This window comes from Paramicrobacterium fandaimingii (assembly GCF_011751745.2).
Classification (GTDB): Bacteria; Actinomycetota; Actinomycetes; order Actinomycetales; family Microbacteriaceae; genus Paramicrobacterium; species Paramicrobacterium fandaimingii.
In genome coordinates this window covers 1,342,968-1,360,099 of the sequence record NZ_CP061170.1, presented here as the reverse complement: position 1 = coordinate 1,360,099, position 17,132 = coordinate 1,342,968, and the positions used below count along the sequence as shown (strand labels likewise).

Here is a 17,132-nt window from a genome sequence, read left to right as displayed (position 1 = left end):
GAGAATACCGAATCAGCTGCCGTCGCGGTAGCGCGTGCGCAGCGTCGCCACAGCGATCACTGCGGCGCAGAGAGCGAGGCCGACGACCATCAGCGCGGTTCCCGTCCACCCGCCGCTGGCAAGAAACACGCCACCCAACCAGCCGAAGACGCTCGATCCGGCGTAATAGGCGAGGTTGTACAGTGACGATGCCTGGGCCCGCCCCACCGTCGCCACGGCCCCCGTCCATCCAGACGCGATCGCGTGCGCGGCGAAGAACCCTGCAGTCATGACGACGAGGCCGGCGAGCACAATGACAAGCACATCGCTCAGTGTGGCGATGACGCCCGCAATCATCACGAACGTCCCACCCACGAGAACGGGCAGCCGTCCGAACCGCACGGCGAGCGCCCCGGCCCTCGACGAGGACCATGTGCCGGCAAGATAAGCGACGAAAATGAAGCTGACGATCGCCGGTGCGAGCGAGAAGGGCGCGGCCATGAGCCGAAAACTCAGAAAGTTGTACACGGCAACGAAGCCGCCCATGAGCAGGAACGCCTGCGCATAGAGGGCAAGAAGCTGGGGGGATCCCGCGGCCCCGCGAATTCGCTCGAGCACCGGCGGCCCGCTCTGCTGCCGCTTTCGCAACGGAACGAAGCCGCGGGGTGCTGGGGCGAGCACCGCAAAGCCAAGGGCGCACAGGGCGCACAGCCCGGCGACGACGATCACACCCGTCTGCCACGTGGTCTGGGCGGCGATGGGTCCCGCGATGATTCGACCACTCAACCCGCCGATCGTGGTTCCGGCGATGTACGTGCCCGCTGCGCGGGCCGCGTGCTGCTTCGTGATCTCCTCAGTCAGGTAGGCGATGGCAACGGCAGGGACCCCGCCGATCAGCAGACCTTCGACGAGCCTCCCGGCGAGCATCAGTTCGAGCGTTGGGGCGAAGGGAACGGCGAAGCCGACGGCAGTGGCGCCGCAGACGGCAACGATCATCGCTCGAACACGTCCCACGCGGTCGGCGACGAGAGACCACGGAAGCACACCGATCGCAAGGCCGAGGGTTGCCGCCGAGATGACGAGGGCCGATGTCGCCTCGGTGATCTCGAGATCGCGCGCGATGAGCGGCAGCACGGCCTGAGGCGCGTAGAGCTGTGCGAATGTCGCGATGCCGGCGAGAAAGAGCCCGAAAAGCACCCGCCGATATGCCGGAGTTCCCCGCGTGTGCCCGCTCCAGGCATTCGGCTCCATCATCGACGCTGCCGATCACTCGGCGCAGAGTGCCGTCGGATCAGGTCGACTCCGCATCGAAAGGCGGCGCCATCACCTCTTTGCCGGACTCGAGCAATTGCTGTCGAGATTCCGGCTTCGGCTCGTTCGTCGCTGGCTCGATGACCGACGTCTCAGGCTCGTCCTCGTCGAGGAGCGCCTCACGAATGATGCGACGGGGATCATACTGACGCGGGTCGAGCTTCTGCCAGTCGATGTCATCAAAGTCATCGCCCATTTCATCGCGCATACGGGACTTGGCGTCTTTCGCCATATTGCGCACGTTCTTCACCAGCTGGGCGAGCTTCGCCGCGTACATCGGCACACGCTCGGGCCCGAGAAGGAACACGGCAATGACAGCGATGATGATGATCTTGTCTGCCGTCAAACCGAACACGAATTCAGACTACCGTGTCGCGCCTCAAGGTATGCCGCCAAACGGCAACATACACTGGCAATCGAACAGATTCAGGAGCCGCCGTGTCTACACAAGAGTCGAATTGGAAGTACACCGACGACATCGTCGACGAAGCGGAGGCCATCCGCTCAGCACGTGCGCAATCGCTTGAGCTCGGCGTTGCCCCCGTGTCCCCCGGAACAGGAGCTCAGCTCGCGCTCATCGCCGCCGCGACGTCGGCGCGCAACATCATGGAGATCGGCACGGGCTGCGGGGTTTCCGGCCTCTGGATGCTGTCGGCCCAGCCGCGGAGCGTACTCACAACGATCGACTCAGAATCCGAGCATCTCGGTGCTGCGCGAAGCGCCTTCGTCGATGCTGGCATCGGCTCGGCGCGCACACGCCTCATTACGGGCAGAACCCGTGACGTGCTCCCCCGCATGAACGAAGATTCGTATGACCTCGTGCTCGTGGATGCCGACCCGGCCGACGTGATCGAGAATGTCGAACATGCTCTGCGACTCGTCCGGCTGGGCGGAACCGTTGTGGTTCCCCGCGCGCTGCACAAGGGAAAGGTGTCCGACCCGGCCCAGCGTGACGACGTGACAGCGGCCTTCCGCTCGATCATCGAGGAAGTCGCGACATCCGACGCCGTCGTCAGCGCCCTCAGCCCCGTCGGCGATGGCCTGCTGCAGGTAACGAAGCTGGGCTGAGCCAGCCAGCATCCTGAAACCGCTGTGGGCGCGCGATCACTTTCGATCGCGCGCCCACAGCGTTGCCTTGCCGCCTCTAGCTGGCTACAACGCCAGCCAGTGCGTCGTGGAGCTCTTTGGCCTCATCGTCGTTCACTGACACGACGAGTCGTCCGCCCCCTTCCAACGGCACACGGACAATGATCAGCCGACCTTCCTTTACGGCCTCCATAGGCCCATCTCCGGTCCTCGGCTTCATTGCTGCCATTCGGCTCCCCTTTCGTGCAGTGTCACCCCATTATCCCGTGAATTCCGACTCGGTGCCAATCCCCTGTCACACAGACGCAGATTACGGCGGCGTCCAGTCGTATCCGCTCACCTGCCAGCACGCCCACAGCCAGGCCCACTGCAGCGCCAGGCTCACGACGACGGCCGCCGAACGGTAGACACGCGATCGCGGAACAGCGAACGCGCCGGCGATCGGGAAGATGGGGGCGAGAAGTCGAAACGTGCTCGACTGCGGAAAGAAAACGGCGAGCAGGTAGACAAGGTACGAGACGACCCAGAGTCGAAGGGTGACGCCGAGCCGACGCGCTGGTCTGCTGAGCAGTCCGATCACGACGAGAGCGAGCACGGGTACGAGTGCGACGGCGCCGAAGCCGACGCCGAACCACCGCTCGAACCACCAGGTGGCACCGTCGATCCACGGTTCAAACGGAACGAGCGGGCCGTATCCGACGTACGACGACCTCCAGGCAAGCTCGGTATCGGTGTACGCCGTCAGGGAGCCGGTCACGCCCCAGGCGATGAGCAGCCACGCGAGCCCCATGATGGCGCTGACGATGCCGGCCACGCACAGCCGTACGCATGCCGAGAGGCTGAATGGATGCCGCGATCGCGTCGCGATGCGATGCACGAGGTGCAGCAGCAGAAACAAGGCGAAGGCGAGCCCGCTTGGGCGTGTCAGCGCCATCACACAGATGATCGGTATCGCCGTGAGGTAGCGGTGCCTCAGCACGAGCAACAGGGCAAGGCCAAGCAGCAGCAGATACAGCGATTCGGCATACGCCACCTGCAGAATCGGCGAGACGGGCGAGACGGAGAACAGCACGACCGAGAAGAGAGCGGTGCGGCGGTCGAGCACCTCGCGCATCAGCCGGTAGAACACGAGAGCGGCTCCGAAGCCGCAGGGCACGGAGACGACGAGTGCTGCGATCTCCCACGGAAGCTGAGTCAGGCCCATCACAATCCGCACGATTCCCGGATAGACGGGCATGAACGCCCAGGCGTTCTCGCCGATGTGCCCGTCATCTGTGATCGGAAGATCACTCGGGTACCCCGACAACGCAACGATCTGGTACCAGCGCCCGTCCCAGATCGAGGCGAATGCCGGGTACTCCGGCGAGGGTCCGGTCCAGGGGTTCGCCGTCTGATTCGCCGCGAACCACAGCATCATCGCTGTTGTGATGAGTCGTGCGGCGCCATAGATGAGCAGCACACGTCCCCAGTCGGGGATGCGCACCCACCGAGCGATGAGAGGCGACACGGTCACCGGTCGGTCACCGGCCGGTGAGCCAGCGTCTCAAGCCGTGCTCACATTGCGTGATCTCTGCGGTTGCGCAGCGCTCGTCATCGGCGTGCGCCTTCAGTGCGTCGCCCGGCCCATAGTTGACGGCCGGAACGCCGAGTGCCGAGAATCGAGCAACGTCGGTCCACCCGTACTTCGGCTTCGCCTCTCCCCCGACGGCCGAGAGAAACTGCTGTGCGAGAGGAGCATCGAGTCCGGGCCGGGCCGAGTCGGCACGATCCACAACGGTGATCTCGTAGTCGGGGAAGACCGAGCGCACGTGCTCGAGCGCGTGATCAATCGTCTTGTCCGGGGCGAACCGGTAGTTGACGTGGATCATGCCCTCGTCTGGAATCACATTGCCGGCGATGCCGCCCGTGATGCCCACCGCGTTAAGTCCTTCCCTGTACGCGAGGCCGTCAACGTCAACGGTTGCGGGCCGATAATCGGCGAGCGCCGTGAGCGCCGGAGCGAGTTTGTGAATGGCATTCACCCCAACCCACGAGCGACCGGAGTGAGCGCGCGTTCCGAAGGCCCGCAGCTCGACGCGGAGGCTCCCGTTGCATCCGCCTTCGACCTGCGCTGCCGTCGGCTCCCCCAGAATGGCGAAATCACCGTCGAGAAGCTCCGGCCGTGTCGCCGCAATGCGGCCGAGGCTGTTCAGCTCGGCGGCAACTTCTTCGTGGTCATACCAGATCCAGGTGAGGTCGACAATGGGATTCGACAGCTCGACGGCGAGCTTCAGCTGCACGGCAACGCCAGCCTTCATGTCGACGGTGCCGCGGCCCCACAGGTATTCGCGCCCGTCGATTGTCTCGAATCGAGACGGCACATTGTGCGTGATCGGAACCGTGTCCAGATGTCCGGCAATCACGACGCGCTGCTCGCGCCCGAGATTCGTTCGGGCAATGATCGTGTCACCGTCGCGAATCACCTCGAGATGCTCGGCCTGACGAACGGCGGCTTCGACGGCATCCGCTATCTGCTTCTCGTCGCCTGACTCCGACGGAATATCGCACAGTGCTCGCGTGATGTCGATGGATGACGCAGAGAGGTCGAGAACCGGTTGGGGCATGCTCTCAGTCTAGAGGCGCGCGAGTACCGCCCAGCGGAATGCCGAGCACCACCACGTCTTCGGTAACCTTGTGAACATGACCACTGCTTCACACGAAACTCCCACAGCTGCGTGGGGCTACGGCCTTGCCACCGTCGCCGCAGACGGGACGGTGCTCGACACATGGTTTCCCTCCCCCCAGCTGGGTTCCATTCCCACGGATCGTGAGAAGTGGATTGCACCGGCCGACATCGAGCAGCTCGCCGTTCCCGACCCGCGCCGTGCTGTCACCGTCGACATCGTGACCGTCGAAATTGATCTCGTCCAGCCCGTGCAGAGCACGTCTGACGCGTATTTGCGGCTTCATCTTCTTTCGCATCTGCTTGTGCAGCCCAACACAATCTCGCTTGAGGGCATCTTCGCTCACCTGCCCATTGTCGTGTGGACCAACGCCGGGCCGGTGCTGCCGACCGACTTCGAGCGCATGCGGCCCGCTCTGCTGCGGCAGGGCATTCACGCGGTGAGCCTCGACAAGTTCCCGCGCCTGACCGACTACGTTCTGCCCGCTCGCGTGCGCATCGGCGATGCTTCTCGGGTGCGTCTCGGCGCCCACCTCGCACCGGGAACGACGGTGATGCACGAGGGCTTCGTCAATTACAACGCCGGAACGCTCGGCTCCTCCATGGTCGAGGGACGCATCTCACAGGGAGTCATCGTCGGCGACGGCAGCGATATCGGAGGTGGCGCTTCGGTGATGGGCACGCTCTCGGGCGGCGGATCTCAGCGCATCACGATCGGCGAGCGCGCCCTCCTCGGCGCCAACTCGGGCATCGGCATCTCCATCGGCGACGACGCTGTCGTCGAGGCGGGGCTCTACGTCACCGCGGGCACGAAAGTGACAGTGATCAACCCCGCGACCTCAGAGAGGCGCTCGGTGAAGGCCGTGGAACTGAGCGGCGTCGCCGGCCTGCTGTTCCGCCGCAATTCCGTCTCGGGCGCCGTGGAAGTCCTTCCCCGCTCGGGGTCGGGCGTCACTCTCAACGAAACACTGCACGTCTAATCTCCCGTTTCGCGCAGTCCGCGCGAAGCCCGTCAGCCAAACACCTCAAGGAGCACCGTGGCTCATTCTCTCTCCCGCAGCATCGGTCGGGTGTTTCTCTGGATTCTCGTCGTGCTGCTTGTCGTCGGGCTGATCGGCGCCGGGCTGGCGTTCTGGACGGTTCAACGCTCCTTCCCGACGACGGAGGGAACGATCGAGATTCCCGGCATCGAGAGCGATGTGACGGTCACGCGCGACGCACAGGGCATTCCGCAGATCACGGCGGACACCCCGCACGATCTGTTTCTCGCGCAGGGGTATGTGCAAGCGCAGGATCGCTTCTGGGAGATGGACTTTCGTCGTCACGTGACGTCGGGCAGGCTCAGTGAGATGTTCGGCGAGAGTCAGGTGGGAACCGATACGTTCATTCGCACGCTCGGCTGGCGCGCTGTGGCTGAGAAAGAGGTGGAGGCGCTCGATGACACGTCTCGCGCCTACTACGAGGCTTACGCCGACGGGGTGAATGCGTACCTCGATACGCACTCGGGAGCCGACGTCTCGCTCGAGTATGCCGTTCTTGGCTTTCAGAACCCGAACTATTCGCCCGAACCATGGACGCCGGCAGACAGCGTCGCCTGGTTGAAGGCGATGGCGTGGGATCTGCGGTCGAACCTTGAGCAGGAGATCGACAGGTCGATCCTCGCCACAACGCTGAGCTCGAATCAGATCTCCAAGCTCTTCCCGACATACCCGTACGACACGCACCCGACGATCGTCACGGAGCCGAGCGTGCAGAGCATCACGTCGCGCTCCGAAAAGAATCAGGATGCTGCCGCAGATCCGGAGGCGCTCGATTCCGTCGCCCCTCAACTTCAGAAGCTCTCTGATCTTCTGCACGGCATGCCGACGCTTCTCGGTGACGCGGGAAGCGACATCGGCTCAAACTCGTGGGTCGTCTCGGGTGAGCACACGGCAACGGGTGAGCCGCTCCTCGCCAACGACCCGCACCTGGGGCCCGCAATGCCCTCCGTCTGGTACCAGATGGGTCTTCACTGTTCGACAGTCTCAGATGAGTGCCCGTTCGACGTAGCCGGCTTCACCTTCTCTGGGCTCCCCGGCGTCATCATCGGACACAACCAGCAGATCGCCTGGGGCTTCACCAACCTTGGCCCCGACGTCGCCGACCTCTACATCGAGAAGGTCGACACGCAAGAGGGAACATACCGTCTCGACGGCAAGGACGTTCCCCTCGATGTGCACACCGAGTCAATCTCGGTCGCGGGCGGAGACGACGTTGAGATCACCATCCGCTCAACGAAGCGCGGGCCGCTCGTGAGCGGACTGACGGGCGAGTACACGGCAATCGCCAACAATGCGGCAAATCGCGTCGAGCCCGCAGAGGGCGAAAGCCTTGCCGTTTCGCTGCAATGGACGGCCCTCACACCGGGAAACACGCCGCGGGCCGTCTTCGCCATGAACTCGGCAACAGACTGGGACTCCTTCCGCGAGGCCGCACAGCTCTTCGACGTGCCGAGTCAGAACCTCATCTATGCCGACACCGACGGCAACATCGGCTACCAAGCTCCCGGTCTCGTTCCCGTGCGCAAGGCGGGGAACGGCACAGTGCCGCTGCCCGGCTGGACGAGCGACAACGGCTGGAGCGGCTACCTCGACTTCGATCAGCTGCCCAGCGAATACAATCCCGCGAGCGGCTACATCGTCACGGCGAACAACGCCGCCGTCGGCCCCGACTATCCGGCATTCATCACGACGGATTGGGATGCCGGCTACCGCGCCGAGCGCATCACGGAACGCCTCACAGATCTCATCGACGAGGGCACACCGATCACCTCTAAAGACATGTCTGACATTCAGGCAGACAACCACAATGCGATCGCCGAAGTGCTCGTTCCATATCTTCTCGACGCAACGCCGAGCGAGCATACGCTGCAGGCACGCGCCCTCCTCGAAGACTGGGACTACTCAGACGACGTCGACAGCGCAGCATCCGCCTATTTCAATATCGTCTGGAAGAACCTGCTTGCGGAGGTCTTCGCCCCCAAGCTGCCGAAGACGCAGGCCCCACAGGGCAGCGCGCGGTGGTTCCAGGTCGTCTCGAACCTGCTCCCCCTCAGCCAGTCGGCGTGGTGGAGCGATGACACCGTGTCCACGCGCGACGAAGCCTTGGCCCGGGCGATGGACTCCGCGTGGGACGAAGCCGTCGACCTCATGGGAGATGACCCTCACGCGTGGGAGTGGGGCAGCATCCACACGCTCACTGTGCGCAATGCAAGCCTCGGTGAGTCGGGAATCGCACCTGTCGAGAAGATCTTCAATCGAGGGCCGTACTCGGTGGGAGGCGGATCAAGCGTCGTCAATGCGAACGGCTGGGACGCCGCACAAGGGTACGAGGTCAACTGGGTGCCGTCGATGCGCCAGGTGATCGACATGTCTGACTTCGACGCGTCAACGTGGATCAACCTCACGGGCTCTTCGGGGCACGCGTTTCACCCCAACTACGTCGACCAGACGCCGCTTTGGGCCGCGCATGAGACACTCCCCTGGGCGTTTACCGCCGAGGCCAGGGCGGATGCCGCAGAGCACACGCTGGTGCTCACACCGGCGTCCTGAGGCCGCCACGGAGCACGGCCCTCACCAGGCCGGTCTCCTGCGGGCATCGCGCTGAAAAAGTGAGATGCCAAGAAACGTCGCATATGCACCGCGCATTGCCGACAGTTCGTGGCATCTCAGTATGAGGCGCCGCACAGGGCGCATCAGCGCCAGCACCTCAACCCTGCGGGTACTGCCGCTCGCCTTCACCGATGTAGAGCTGCTGCGGCCGGCCGATCTTGGTCTGGGGGTCGAGGCTCATCTCGCGCCAGTGGGCGATCCAGCCAGGCAGACGACCGATCGCGAACAACACGGTGAACATGCGCGTTGGAAACCCCATCGCCTTGTAGATGACGCCCGTGTAGAAGTCCACGTTCGGGTAGAGGCGCCGCTCTTTGAAGTAGTCGTCTTCGAGCGCGATCTGCTCGAGTTCCTGCGCGAGGTCGAGCAGCGGATCGGTGATGCCGAGCGAATCGAGCACGGCGTTCGCCGATTCCTTCACAATGCGCGCACGCGGGTCGTAGTTCTTGTAGACACGGTGCCCGAAGCCCATGAGCTTCACGCCGTCTTCCTTGTTCTTGACACGCTCGACGAAGCGCCTCACGCCCTCGCCCGAGTCGCGGATCTGGCCGAGCATCTCGAGAACCGCCTCGTTCGCTCCGCCGTGCAACGGCCCAGATAGCGCGTTGATCCCCGCAGAGATCGATGCATAGAGGTTCGCACCCGTCGATCCGACGAGGCGAACGGTCGACGTCGAGGCGTTCTGCTCGTGATCCTCGTGCAGAATCAGCAGCCGCTCGAGCGCCTGCGACAGCACGGGGTTCACCTCGTAGTCCTCGGCCATGTTGCCGAAGTTGAGACGAAGGAAGTTGTCGACGAAGCTCAGGTTATTGTCGGGGTAGAGAAACGCCTGTCCCTGCGATTTCTTGTGCGCGTAGGCGGCGATGACCGGCAGCTTGGCGAGAAGCCGGATCGTCGTCATCTCGACGTGCTCCGGGTCTTTCGGGTCGAGCCCGTTCTCATAGTAGGTCGAGAGGGCGCTCAGCGCACTCGAGAGCACCGACATCGGGTGCGCCGTATGCGGCAGCGCCGAGAAGAAGTGCTTGAGGTCTTCGTGCAGCAGAGTGTGGCGACGCACACGCTCGTCGAAGTCGGCGAGCTCGTCTGCTGTCGGAAGTTCGCCGTGAATCAGCAGCCACGCCACCTCGAGGTACGTCGAGTTCGCTGCAAGCTGGTCAATCGGGTACCCGCGGTAACGCAGAATTCCCTGGTCGCCATCGATGTACGTGATGCGCGATTTTGTTGACGCCGTGTTGACGAAGCCGTAATCGAGGGTTGTCAGGCCTGACTGTCTCGTCAGCGTCGAGAGGTCAAGACTCGACGCCCCGCTCGTCGCGCCGACGTACGGCAGCTCTGCCATACCGCCCGGAAACGTCAGTGTCGCCTTGCGTGCCTGGTCATCCGTCTGGTGTCCGACGTCGCCCACGGCGCCTCCTTTTTGCATGTCTGTCACAAGTCAGTGAGAGTGTGCGGCGCACGTGGTGTCGGCGCGAAGCACTCCCCTACAGCCTAATCGTGCAAACCGGCTTCTGTCACAATCGACAATGGTTCACTGCCGTGCTTGGAGGGTTCCTCCACCGGATGCTGCGGCCCGCAGCCGCGCCGCCCCCTCGTCGATCCGCTCGTCCGACGCCGTGAGCGAGAGCCGCACGAAGTCCGGGTAGTGGTCACCGTAGAAGTGCCCCGGTCCGCCGATGATGCCCAAGCCCGCAAGCCTGTCGATGCTCTCCCAGGCGTCGCGCCCTTCGGTGACCCACAGGTACAGCCCGGCCTCGCTTCTCTCGATGCGAAACCCGGCGTCGGTGAGAGCGGGTGCGAGCACACCGCGCCGGCGTCGGTAAAGCGCCTTCTGCCGGGCAACGTGCTCGTCGTCGCGCAGAGCGACGGTCATCGCGTGCTGAAGCGGTGCGGGAACCATCAGCCCCGCGTGCTTGCGCACGGTGGTCAGCGACGCGATCACTCCTCCGCAGCCCGCAGCGAACGCGGCGCGGTAGCCCGCCATGTTCGACTGTTTGCTCAGCGAATAGATCGAGAGGATGCCGCGGCGGTTGCCGTCTGTCACGCGCCTGTCGAGAATGCACGGCGTTGGCTCGGTCGCCCAGGGTTCTTCCCACCCGAGTTCGGCGTAGCATTCGTCGTTCACAATGACCGCGTCGAGCTCGCGGGCTCGGGCGACGGCCGCTCTCAGATGCTCGATGCTGTGCACGCGGCCATCTGGGTTGCCTGGCGAGTTCAGCCAGATCAGCCGTGTTTCGTCTGGCCACTCTGCCGGGTCGTCTGCGGCAAGGGCTGTCGCGTCGCAGAGCGCTGCGCCGATGGCGTAGCTCGGGTACGCGGCTGTGGGGTGCACGACGACGTCGCCCGTGCTGAGTCCGAGCAGAAACGGCAGCAGAGCGACGAGCTCCTTTGAGCCGATCGTCGGCAGCACATTGCGGTCTTCGAGATCCGGCACGTGTCGGCGCCTCGCGTACCACTCGATGATCGCCTGCCTGAGTTCGGCTGTGCCAACTGTCGTCGGGTACGCATGGGCGTCTGTCGCATCGGTGAGGGCCCTGCGCACGATCTCCGGCGTCGGGTCGACGGGAGAGCCGATCGACAGGTCAACGACTCCTCCCGGGTGCTCTGCCGCCTTCTCCCGGTACGGAACAAGCGTGTCCCAGGGGTAGTCAGGCAGTGTCCGAGTCACGGATTCCTCAGTCGGCGGTCTGGGGAGGAAGAGCGGCGATCACGGGGTGATCGTGGTGGATCACGCCGACCTTCGCTGCTCCGCCCGGCGAACCGATCTCGTCGAAGAACTCGACGTTTGCCTTGTAGTAGTCGGCCCACTCATCGGGAAGGTCGTCTTCGTAGTAGATCGCCTCAACGGGGCATACGGGCTCGCAGGCGCCGCAGTCGACGCATTCGTCTGGGTGGATGTAGAGCATCCGGTCGCCCTCGTAGATGCAATCGACAGGGCATTCGTCGACGCACGCGCGATCTTTGACGTCGACGCACGGAAGAGCGATGACATATGTCACTGTGCTTGAACTCCTTCTCGCTGGGTTTCCCCAGTCTACGCTGAGCGCTCTGCAACAAGGCTCCGCTGCGGCACGCGGGGCCAGGCGAGCACGACGGCTGCGATCAGCGGAACACCGAAGAGCCAGATCAGCCCGGGAAGTCCCTGCGAGATCAGGATGGAGCCGCCAGGGCTCGAGAACGAGAACAAGGCGACGGTTCCGACGAGCCCGATGCCGGCGGCGACGGACGGGAGCCTCTCAGCGATCACGAGCCGAAGCCCAACAAGCAGCGCAAGCGTGCCGATCAGGCCCAGTATGAGTCCATAGGGAATGAGGATGCCGAAGGGAGTCACTGTGAGCGTATGAGCAACGGTTCCCACGGTTCCGTACACGGCTCCGAGCACAAGCGTGATCACCGCTGTGACGATGCGAGAAGTGGTGCTTGGCTCTCCATCATCGACGACGTCGTCCCGCTCGTCGATGTGCAGGTCAGGCAGTTCCGGTGCAGTGCTCACGCTCAAATCGTATCGGGACAAGCTGTGTGCACCTGGTCGATGCTCTCAGGGCATTCCCGCGAGGCGCAGCAGCGATGCGACGACCGCCGCCGCCACGACGACGACGAGAAACGGCGCCCGCAGAACAAGCAGCAGCGCCGCGACGCCGACGGCGGGAAGCCGCGCATCGATGACGATGGACTGGGCATTTCCCAGCGCCTGCACCACGATGAGCGCCGACAGCATGGCCACCGTCGTCAGATCGGCCACGCGCGAGACGATGGGCTTCTCGAGCAGGCGCGGCGGAATCGCGTAGCCCGCGAGTTTGAGCGCCGCACAGACGATGGATGCGGCGAGCACAATGTGCCAGAGGGTCATGACTCGGCTCCCCTGGCGTGGGAGAACCAGTTGAAGACCCCGACGATCACGGCGACCACGGCCGCGAGGATCACCGGGAGCCCCGGCGCGAGCACGGGAGTCAGCGAAGCGGCGACGATCGCCGAGCCACAGGCGACGGCGACGGGCTGAAGACGCGTGAGACGGGGCCAGAGCAGCGCAAGAAACGCCGCGGCCGCTGCGGCATCGAGGCCGTATGCGCGAGTGTCGCCGAGCACGTCGCCGATGAGGGCACCGATCAGGGTTGTGAGTTTCCAGCCGACGAAGACGGCGATCCCCGTCACCCAGAAACCGGTCCGGCGCGAGGCGGCATCCGTCTGAGCGAGCGAGACGGCGGTGGACTCGTCAATCGTGAGCCATGCGGCGGCAACGTTCTTCAGAGGGCCGCCGCCGACAACCGGCTTCATGCGCATGCCGTACGCGGTATTGCGAACGCCGAGAAGGGCTGCACTCGCGATGGCAGCGCCGCCCGCAGACGCGCCACCAGAGGCGAGCACACCGACGAGGGCGAATTGCGATCCGCCCGTGAACATCAGAAGACTGAGAACGCAGGTCTGCCAGATGTCGAGACCGGAGGCGACGGCGAGGGCACCGAATGAGACCCCGTATGCTGCGGTGGCTGCACCGACGGCGAGCCCTTGCCTGAGCGCAGACTGCTGCGCTGAAGCACGATCGTTCGACATCTCAGCCTCGCGACGTCACCGTGTACAGCACACTCTCTGAAGCGCTGACAACGGTGACATCGTAATCGTCGTTCGACATCGTCATGACGCTGCCGAGCTTTGCCGTCGACGCTTCCCCGTCAACGCTGAATCCAGCATCCGTGAGCTTCTTCTTTGCCTCATCTGCAGACACATCTCCGCTGACAAGCACCACCCAATGAGTGTCAGAGCCATCGGTTTGCGTTGCACCGCGGATCGAGCCGTCGATCAACGGCACGCCGTCCGTCGGGAACCCGTCGGGCACGCCTTCCGTCAATTCGACGTCGCCGCCTGTCGCCTCGCGAACAGCATCCTGAACCGTCTGGTTCACTGTCTGCTCGACAAAGCTGCACCCACTGAGCACAGGAGTGAACAGAACGCCAACAGCGATCAGGGCAACGCACGCGCGACGACGAAGACTCACGAACCCAGGGTAACCGCCGGATGCTGAGTCGAACCCGAAAACGTCAGAAGACGCTCAGGCGTCCTGACGCTTCAATCGTGCCGTGGCACGTCCACGCTCATTGGCGCCGAGAATCACCTTGCGAATGCGCACAGCGTGCGGGGTGACCTCAACGCACTCGTCCTCGCGGGCGAACTCGAGGCACTCCTCAAGCGAGAGCCGACGTGACGGCGTCATCGATTCGAAGTTGTCGGCCGTCGACTGCCGCATGTTCGTCAGCTTCTTTTCCTTCGTGATGTTGACGTCCATGTCGTCGGCTCGCGAGTTCTCGCCGATGACCATGCCCTCATACACTTCCTCGGTGGGGCTGACGAAGAACGTCATGCGCTCCTGGAGGTTGATGATCGCAAATGGTGTGACGACGCCCGTGCGGTCGGCGACGATCGAGCCGTTGTTGCGCGTGGCGATGTGCCCGGCCCATTCTGCGTACCCGTGCGAGAGCGTGTTGGCGATGCCTGTTCCGCGCGTCGTCGTCATGAACTCCGAGCGGAAGCCGATGAGGCCACGGCTGGGAATGACGAACTCCATGCGAATCCATCCGGTTCCATGGTTCGTCATGCTCTCCATGCGTCCCTTGCGAGCGGCGAGCAGCTGAGTGATCGCGCCGAGGTGTTCCTCGGGCGAATCGATCGTGAGCTCTTCGTACGGCTCATGCACTTTGCCGTCGATGGTCTTCGTGACCACCTGAGGTTTGCCCACTGTGAGCTCGTAGCCTTCACGGCGCATCTGCTCGACGAGGATCGCGAGGGCGAGTTCACCTCGTCCCTGCACCTCCCACGCATCGGGGCGTCCGATGTCGAGAACCTTGAGCGAGACGTTGCCGACCAGCTCACGGTCAAGGCGGTCCTTCACCATGCGGGCCGTGAGCTTGTGCCCCTTGATCTTGCCCATGAGCGGCGACGTGTTGGTGCCGACGGTCATCGAGATCGCCGGGTCGTCGATGTGGATCGTCGGGCGCGGTCGAACGTCGTCTGGGTCGCACAGCGTCTCGCCGATCATGATGTCGGGGAAACCGGCGACGGCGACGATGTCGCCGGGGCCTGCCTTCTCGGCCGGGTAACGGTCGAGTGCCTTTGTCATGAGCAGCTCGGTGATGCGCACGTTCGACACGGTGCCATCCCGCTTTGCCCAGGCGACAGTCTGACCCTTCGTGATGGTGCCTTGGAAGATGCGCAACAGGGCGAGACGGCCGAGGAACGGCGATGCGTCGAGGTTTGTGACGTGCGCCTGCAGCGGGTGCTGGTCGTCGTACGTCGGCGCGGGAATGTGCTCGAGAATCGCTTCGAAGAGCGGCTCGAGGTTCTCGCTGTCGGGAAGCGTGCCGTCTACCGGCTTTGTGAGCGAGGCACGGCCGGCCTTGCCCGATGCATAGACGACGGGAACGTCGAGGATCGCATCGATGTCGAGATCGGGAACGTCATCGGCGATGTCGCTCGCGAGCCCGAGAAGGAGGTCTTGGCTCTCGGCGACGACGTCATCGATTCGCGCGTCGCCTCTGTCTGTCTTGTTCACAAGAAGAATGACAGGAAGCTTCGCCTCGAGTGCCTTTCTCAGCACAAAACGGGTCTGCGGCAGGGGCCCCTCGCTCGCGTCAACGAGCAGCACAACGCCGTCGACCATGGAGATTCCACGCTCGACTTCGCCGCCGAAGTCCGCGTGCCCCGGGGTGTCGATCACGTTGATCGTCACGGGGCCGTGAACCGCGTGCTCGCCGTTGTAGGAGATCGCCGTGTTCTTCGCGAGAATCGTGATGCCCTTCTCGCGCTCGAGCTCGTTCGAATCCATCGCCCGGTCCTCGACGTGTTCGTGGGCCGAGAACGAATCGGTCTGGCGCAGCATGGCGTCAACGAGTGTTGTCTTGCCGTGGTCGACGTGCGCGACGATGGCGACGTTCCGGAGGGTTTCACGCGTGGCGAGTGCCATGGCTGTGTCCTGTCCTGCAGTGTGTGCGGTTTGTGCGCGTGGCGACGCGGTGTGCGTCGGCATCTGATCCGGCGGGCGGGTGCCTGCACCGGCGGGCGCGGGTGGGAAATTCGGCGGGTCATAACGACCCGACGTCCTATTCTACTCCCTCAGCTTCGCGGAGACTGAACATCGCTGACACTCGCCGGCCGCTGGACCCGATGCTCAGCAGGTTCGCCACCTCGCACTCACGAGGTGTTCGTTCCCCGTGAAGCTTGCGCACACGGGCCTCATAGCTCACGACGACGCGACAGACGACGATACGAATCAGCCACGGATTCGATGATAATGTGTCGAGGTCGAAGCGGCTCCCTACGCACATCGACTCACGTGCGTAGTGTGCCTCGCCATACACGACAGGGATCTCGGGTTGCTCATTCGTGAGCATTCCGAGAGAGTGAATAACAGTTCGACCCAGTGTTGTGTCGGTCGCCGAATCAGGCGTCTGTTAGAGAGAAAGAACACCAACTTGATCAAGTACCTGCTCCGCCGATTCGTGGGCTGGCTGCTGATGATCGTGGTAGCGACAAATGTCACGTATTTTCTTGCGTGGGCATTCCTCGACCCACGGAGCAATTACGTCGGCCGTCGCCCGCCACTGACTCACGACGAAGTCACCCAGCTTCTCGCACCGCGCAACTTGAGCGACACCGTCCCTCTGGTTCAGCGTTGGTGGGACTGGTTCAGCGGCATTCTCTTCCGCTGGGACTGGGGCGTCAGCGCCGTCGGCGAGTCGGTGAACGAGCAGGTCGCGTATCGCATGTGGATCAGCGCCGAGCTGGTGCTCGGCGCGACAATCCTCACAACGATCCTCGGCATCGCTCTCGGTGTGTACACGGCGTCTCGCCAATACAAGCTGGCCGACCGTGTGGGGCAGGCGACATCGGTCGTCACGATGAACATCAACATCGTTGTTGCCGCGCTGGGAATTGTGCTTCTCGCCATCGGCTTCAACGATCTCGTCGGCGCTCGCGTTTTCTTTGTCACGGGTTCCCATGGTCAAGACGTCACGGGCTTCTTTCCCGTGATCCTCGATACCCTCCAACATTTGACGCTTCCCACTCTTGCTCTCGTTCTCGTCGGTTACGCCCAATACCACTTGCTCCAGCGCACTCTGTTGCTCGACAACATCAATGCGGATTATGTGCGCACGGCGCGCGCCAAAGGCCTGACGAAGCAGAAGGCAATTCGCAAGCACGCGCTACGCACCTCGCTCATTCCCGTCGCGACTCAGGTCGCGTTCACAATTCCCGCGATCTTCACGGGCGCGATCCTCACCGAGCGCATCTTCGGTTGGAACGGCATGGGCCGGTACTTCCTTGACACAATCTCTAAAAACGACGTTCACGGTGTCGTTGCCGTTGCGGCGTTCGGCGCGCTATTGACGGCAATCGGAGCGATCCTCTCAGATATCGCCATTGTCGTCCTCGACCCGAGAGTGAGGGTGAGCTGA

The 17,132-nt window shown here is 63.7% G+C and carries 17 protein-coding genes; 4 read left to right on the top strand and 13 right to left on the bottom strand.

Annotated elements, in window-relative coordinates; genetic code table 11:
• Positions 1-12: 12 nt before the first annotated feature.
• Complete coding sequence (locus HCR84_RS06595) at positions 13-1,233, bottom strand: MFS transporter (RefSeq protein ID WP_208322128.1); 1,221 nt, start codon at positions 1,231-1,233, stop codon at positions 13-15.
• A 37-nt stretch (positions 1,234-1,270) separates the two neighbouring features.
• Positions 1,271-1,645: a twin-arginine translocase TatA/TatE family subunit gene (locus tag HCR84_RS06590; protein ID WP_166983325.1), complete on the bottom strand. Its 375-nt coding sequence runs from the start codon at positions 1,643-1,645 to the stop codon at positions 1,271-1,273.
• Positions 1,646-1,728: 83 nt separating this feature from the next.
• On the opposite strand from HCR84_RS06590, the gene HCR84_RS06585 reads away from it, so the two are divergent.
• Complete coding sequence (locus tag HCR84_RS06585; protein ID WP_166983324.1) at positions 1,729-2,358, top strand: O-methyltransferase; 630 nt, start codon at positions 1,729-1,731, stop codon at positions 2,356-2,358.
• Between the two features lie 76 nt (positions 2,359-2,434).
• Here the strand turns inward: HCR84_RS06585 and HCR84_RS06580 are convergent, their stop codons facing one another.
• From HCR84_RS06580 to dapE, 3 genes are all read right to left on the bottom strand, one after another.
• The gene (locus tag HCR84_RS06580) at positions 2,435-2,605 is read right to left on the bottom strand and encodes a DUF3117 domain-containing protein (RefSeq protein WP_098408647.1); all 171 of its coding nucleotides are present in this window, start codon (positions 2,603-2,605) and stop codon (positions 2,435-2,437) included.
• A gap of 81 nt (positions 2,606-2,686) precedes the next feature.
• On the bottom strand, positions 2,687-3,889 hold the full coding sequence (locus HCR84_RS06575; protein ID WP_235940812.1) for a hypothetical protein: 1,203 nt from the start codon (positions 3,887-3,889) through the stop codon (positions 2,687-2,689).
• A 7-nt stretch (positions 3,890-3,896) separates the two neighbouring features.
• Positions 3,897-4,979, bottom strand: a complete 1,083-nt coding sequence (dapE, locus tag HCR84_RS06570) for a succinyl-diaminopimelate desuccinylase (RefSeq protein WP_166983323.1) — start codon at positions 4,977-4,979, stop codon at positions 3,897-3,899.
• Between the two features lie 76 nt (positions 4,980-5,055).
• Here dapE and dapD point away from each other — a divergent pair, with 76 nt between their 5' ends.
• On the top strand, positions 5,056-6,018 hold the full coding sequence (gene dapD, locus HCR84_RS06565; RefSeq protein ID WP_166983322.1) for a 2,3,4,5-tetrahydropyridine-2,6-dicarboxylate N-succinyltransferase: 963 nt from the start codon (positions 5,056-5,058) through the stop codon (positions 6,016-6,018).
• Between the two features lie 57 nt (positions 6,019-6,075).
• Positions 6,076-8,628, top strand: a complete 2,553-nt coding sequence (locus HCR84_RS06560; RefSeq protein ID WP_244972580.1) for a penicillin acylase family protein — start codon at positions 6,076-6,078, stop codon at positions 8,626-8,628.
• Between the two features lie 157 nt (positions 8,629-8,785).
• Here the strand turns inward: HCR84_RS06560 and HCR84_RS06555 are convergent, their stop codons facing one another.
• The 8 genes from HCR84_RS06555 to typA all read right to left on the bottom strand — a co-directional run bounded on the left by HCR84_RS06555 (position 8,786) and on the right by typA (position 15,640).
• Positions 8,786-10,093 carry a citrate synthase gene (locus HCR84_RS06555; protein ID WP_434063555.1) on the bottom strand — a complete coding sequence of 436 codons (1,308 nt, stop codon included), beginning with the start codon at positions 10,091-10,093 and terminating at the stop codon, positions 8,786-8,788.
• A gap of 123 nt (positions 10,094-10,216) precedes the next feature.
• Entirely contained in the window at positions 10,217-11,353 is a 1,137-nt protein-coding gene (gene dapC / locus HCR84_RS06550) for a succinyldiaminopimelate transaminase (RefSeq protein WP_166983321.1), read from the bottom strand.
• A 7-nt stretch (positions 11,354-11,360) separates the two neighbouring features.
• Positions 11,361-11,684, bottom strand: coding sequence for a ferredoxin (gene fdxA, locus HCR84_RS06545; protein ID WP_166983320.1), 324 nt, complete (start codon positions 11,682-11,684; stop codon positions 11,361-11,363).
• A 35-nt stretch (positions 11,685-11,719) separates the two neighbouring features.
• Positions 11,720-12,178: a DUF6113 family protein gene (locus HCR84_RS06540; protein ID WP_235940809.1), complete on the bottom strand. Its 459-nt coding sequence runs from the start codon at positions 12,176-12,178 to the stop codon at positions 11,720-11,722.
• 45 nt (positions 12,179-12,223) lie between these two features.
• Positions 12,224-12,535, bottom strand: coding sequence for an AzlD domain-containing protein (locus HCR84_RS06535; protein ID WP_166983319.1), 312 nt, complete (start codon positions 12,533-12,535; stop codon positions 12,224-12,226).
• Entirely contained in the window at positions 12,532-13,236 is a 705-nt protein-coding gene (locus HCR84_RS06530; RefSeq protein ID WP_166983318.1) for an AzlC family ABC transporter permease, read from the bottom strand. Before HCR84_RS06530 ends, HCR84_RS06535 begins: the two co-directional genes overlap by 4 nt.
• 1 nt (position 13,237) lies before the next feature.
• Complete coding sequence (locus tag HCR84_RS06525) at positions 13,238-13,678, bottom strand: hypothetical protein (protein WP_166983317.1); 441 nt, start codon at positions 13,676-13,678, stop codon at positions 13,238-13,240.
• Between the two features lie 54 nt (positions 13,679-13,732).
• Complete coding sequence (gene typA / locus HCR84_RS06520; protein WP_166983316.1) at positions 13,733-15,640, bottom strand: translational GTPase TypA; 1,908 nt, start codon at positions 15,638-15,640, stop codon at positions 13,733-13,735.
• A 508-nt stretch (positions 15,641-16,148) separates the two neighbouring features.
• Here typA and HCR84_RS06515 point away from each other — a divergent pair.
• Positions 16,149-17,132: an ABC transporter permease gene (locus HCR84_RS06515; protein ID WP_166983315.1), complete on the top strand. Its 984-nt coding sequence runs from the start codon at positions 16,149-16,151 to the stop codon at positions 17,130-17,132.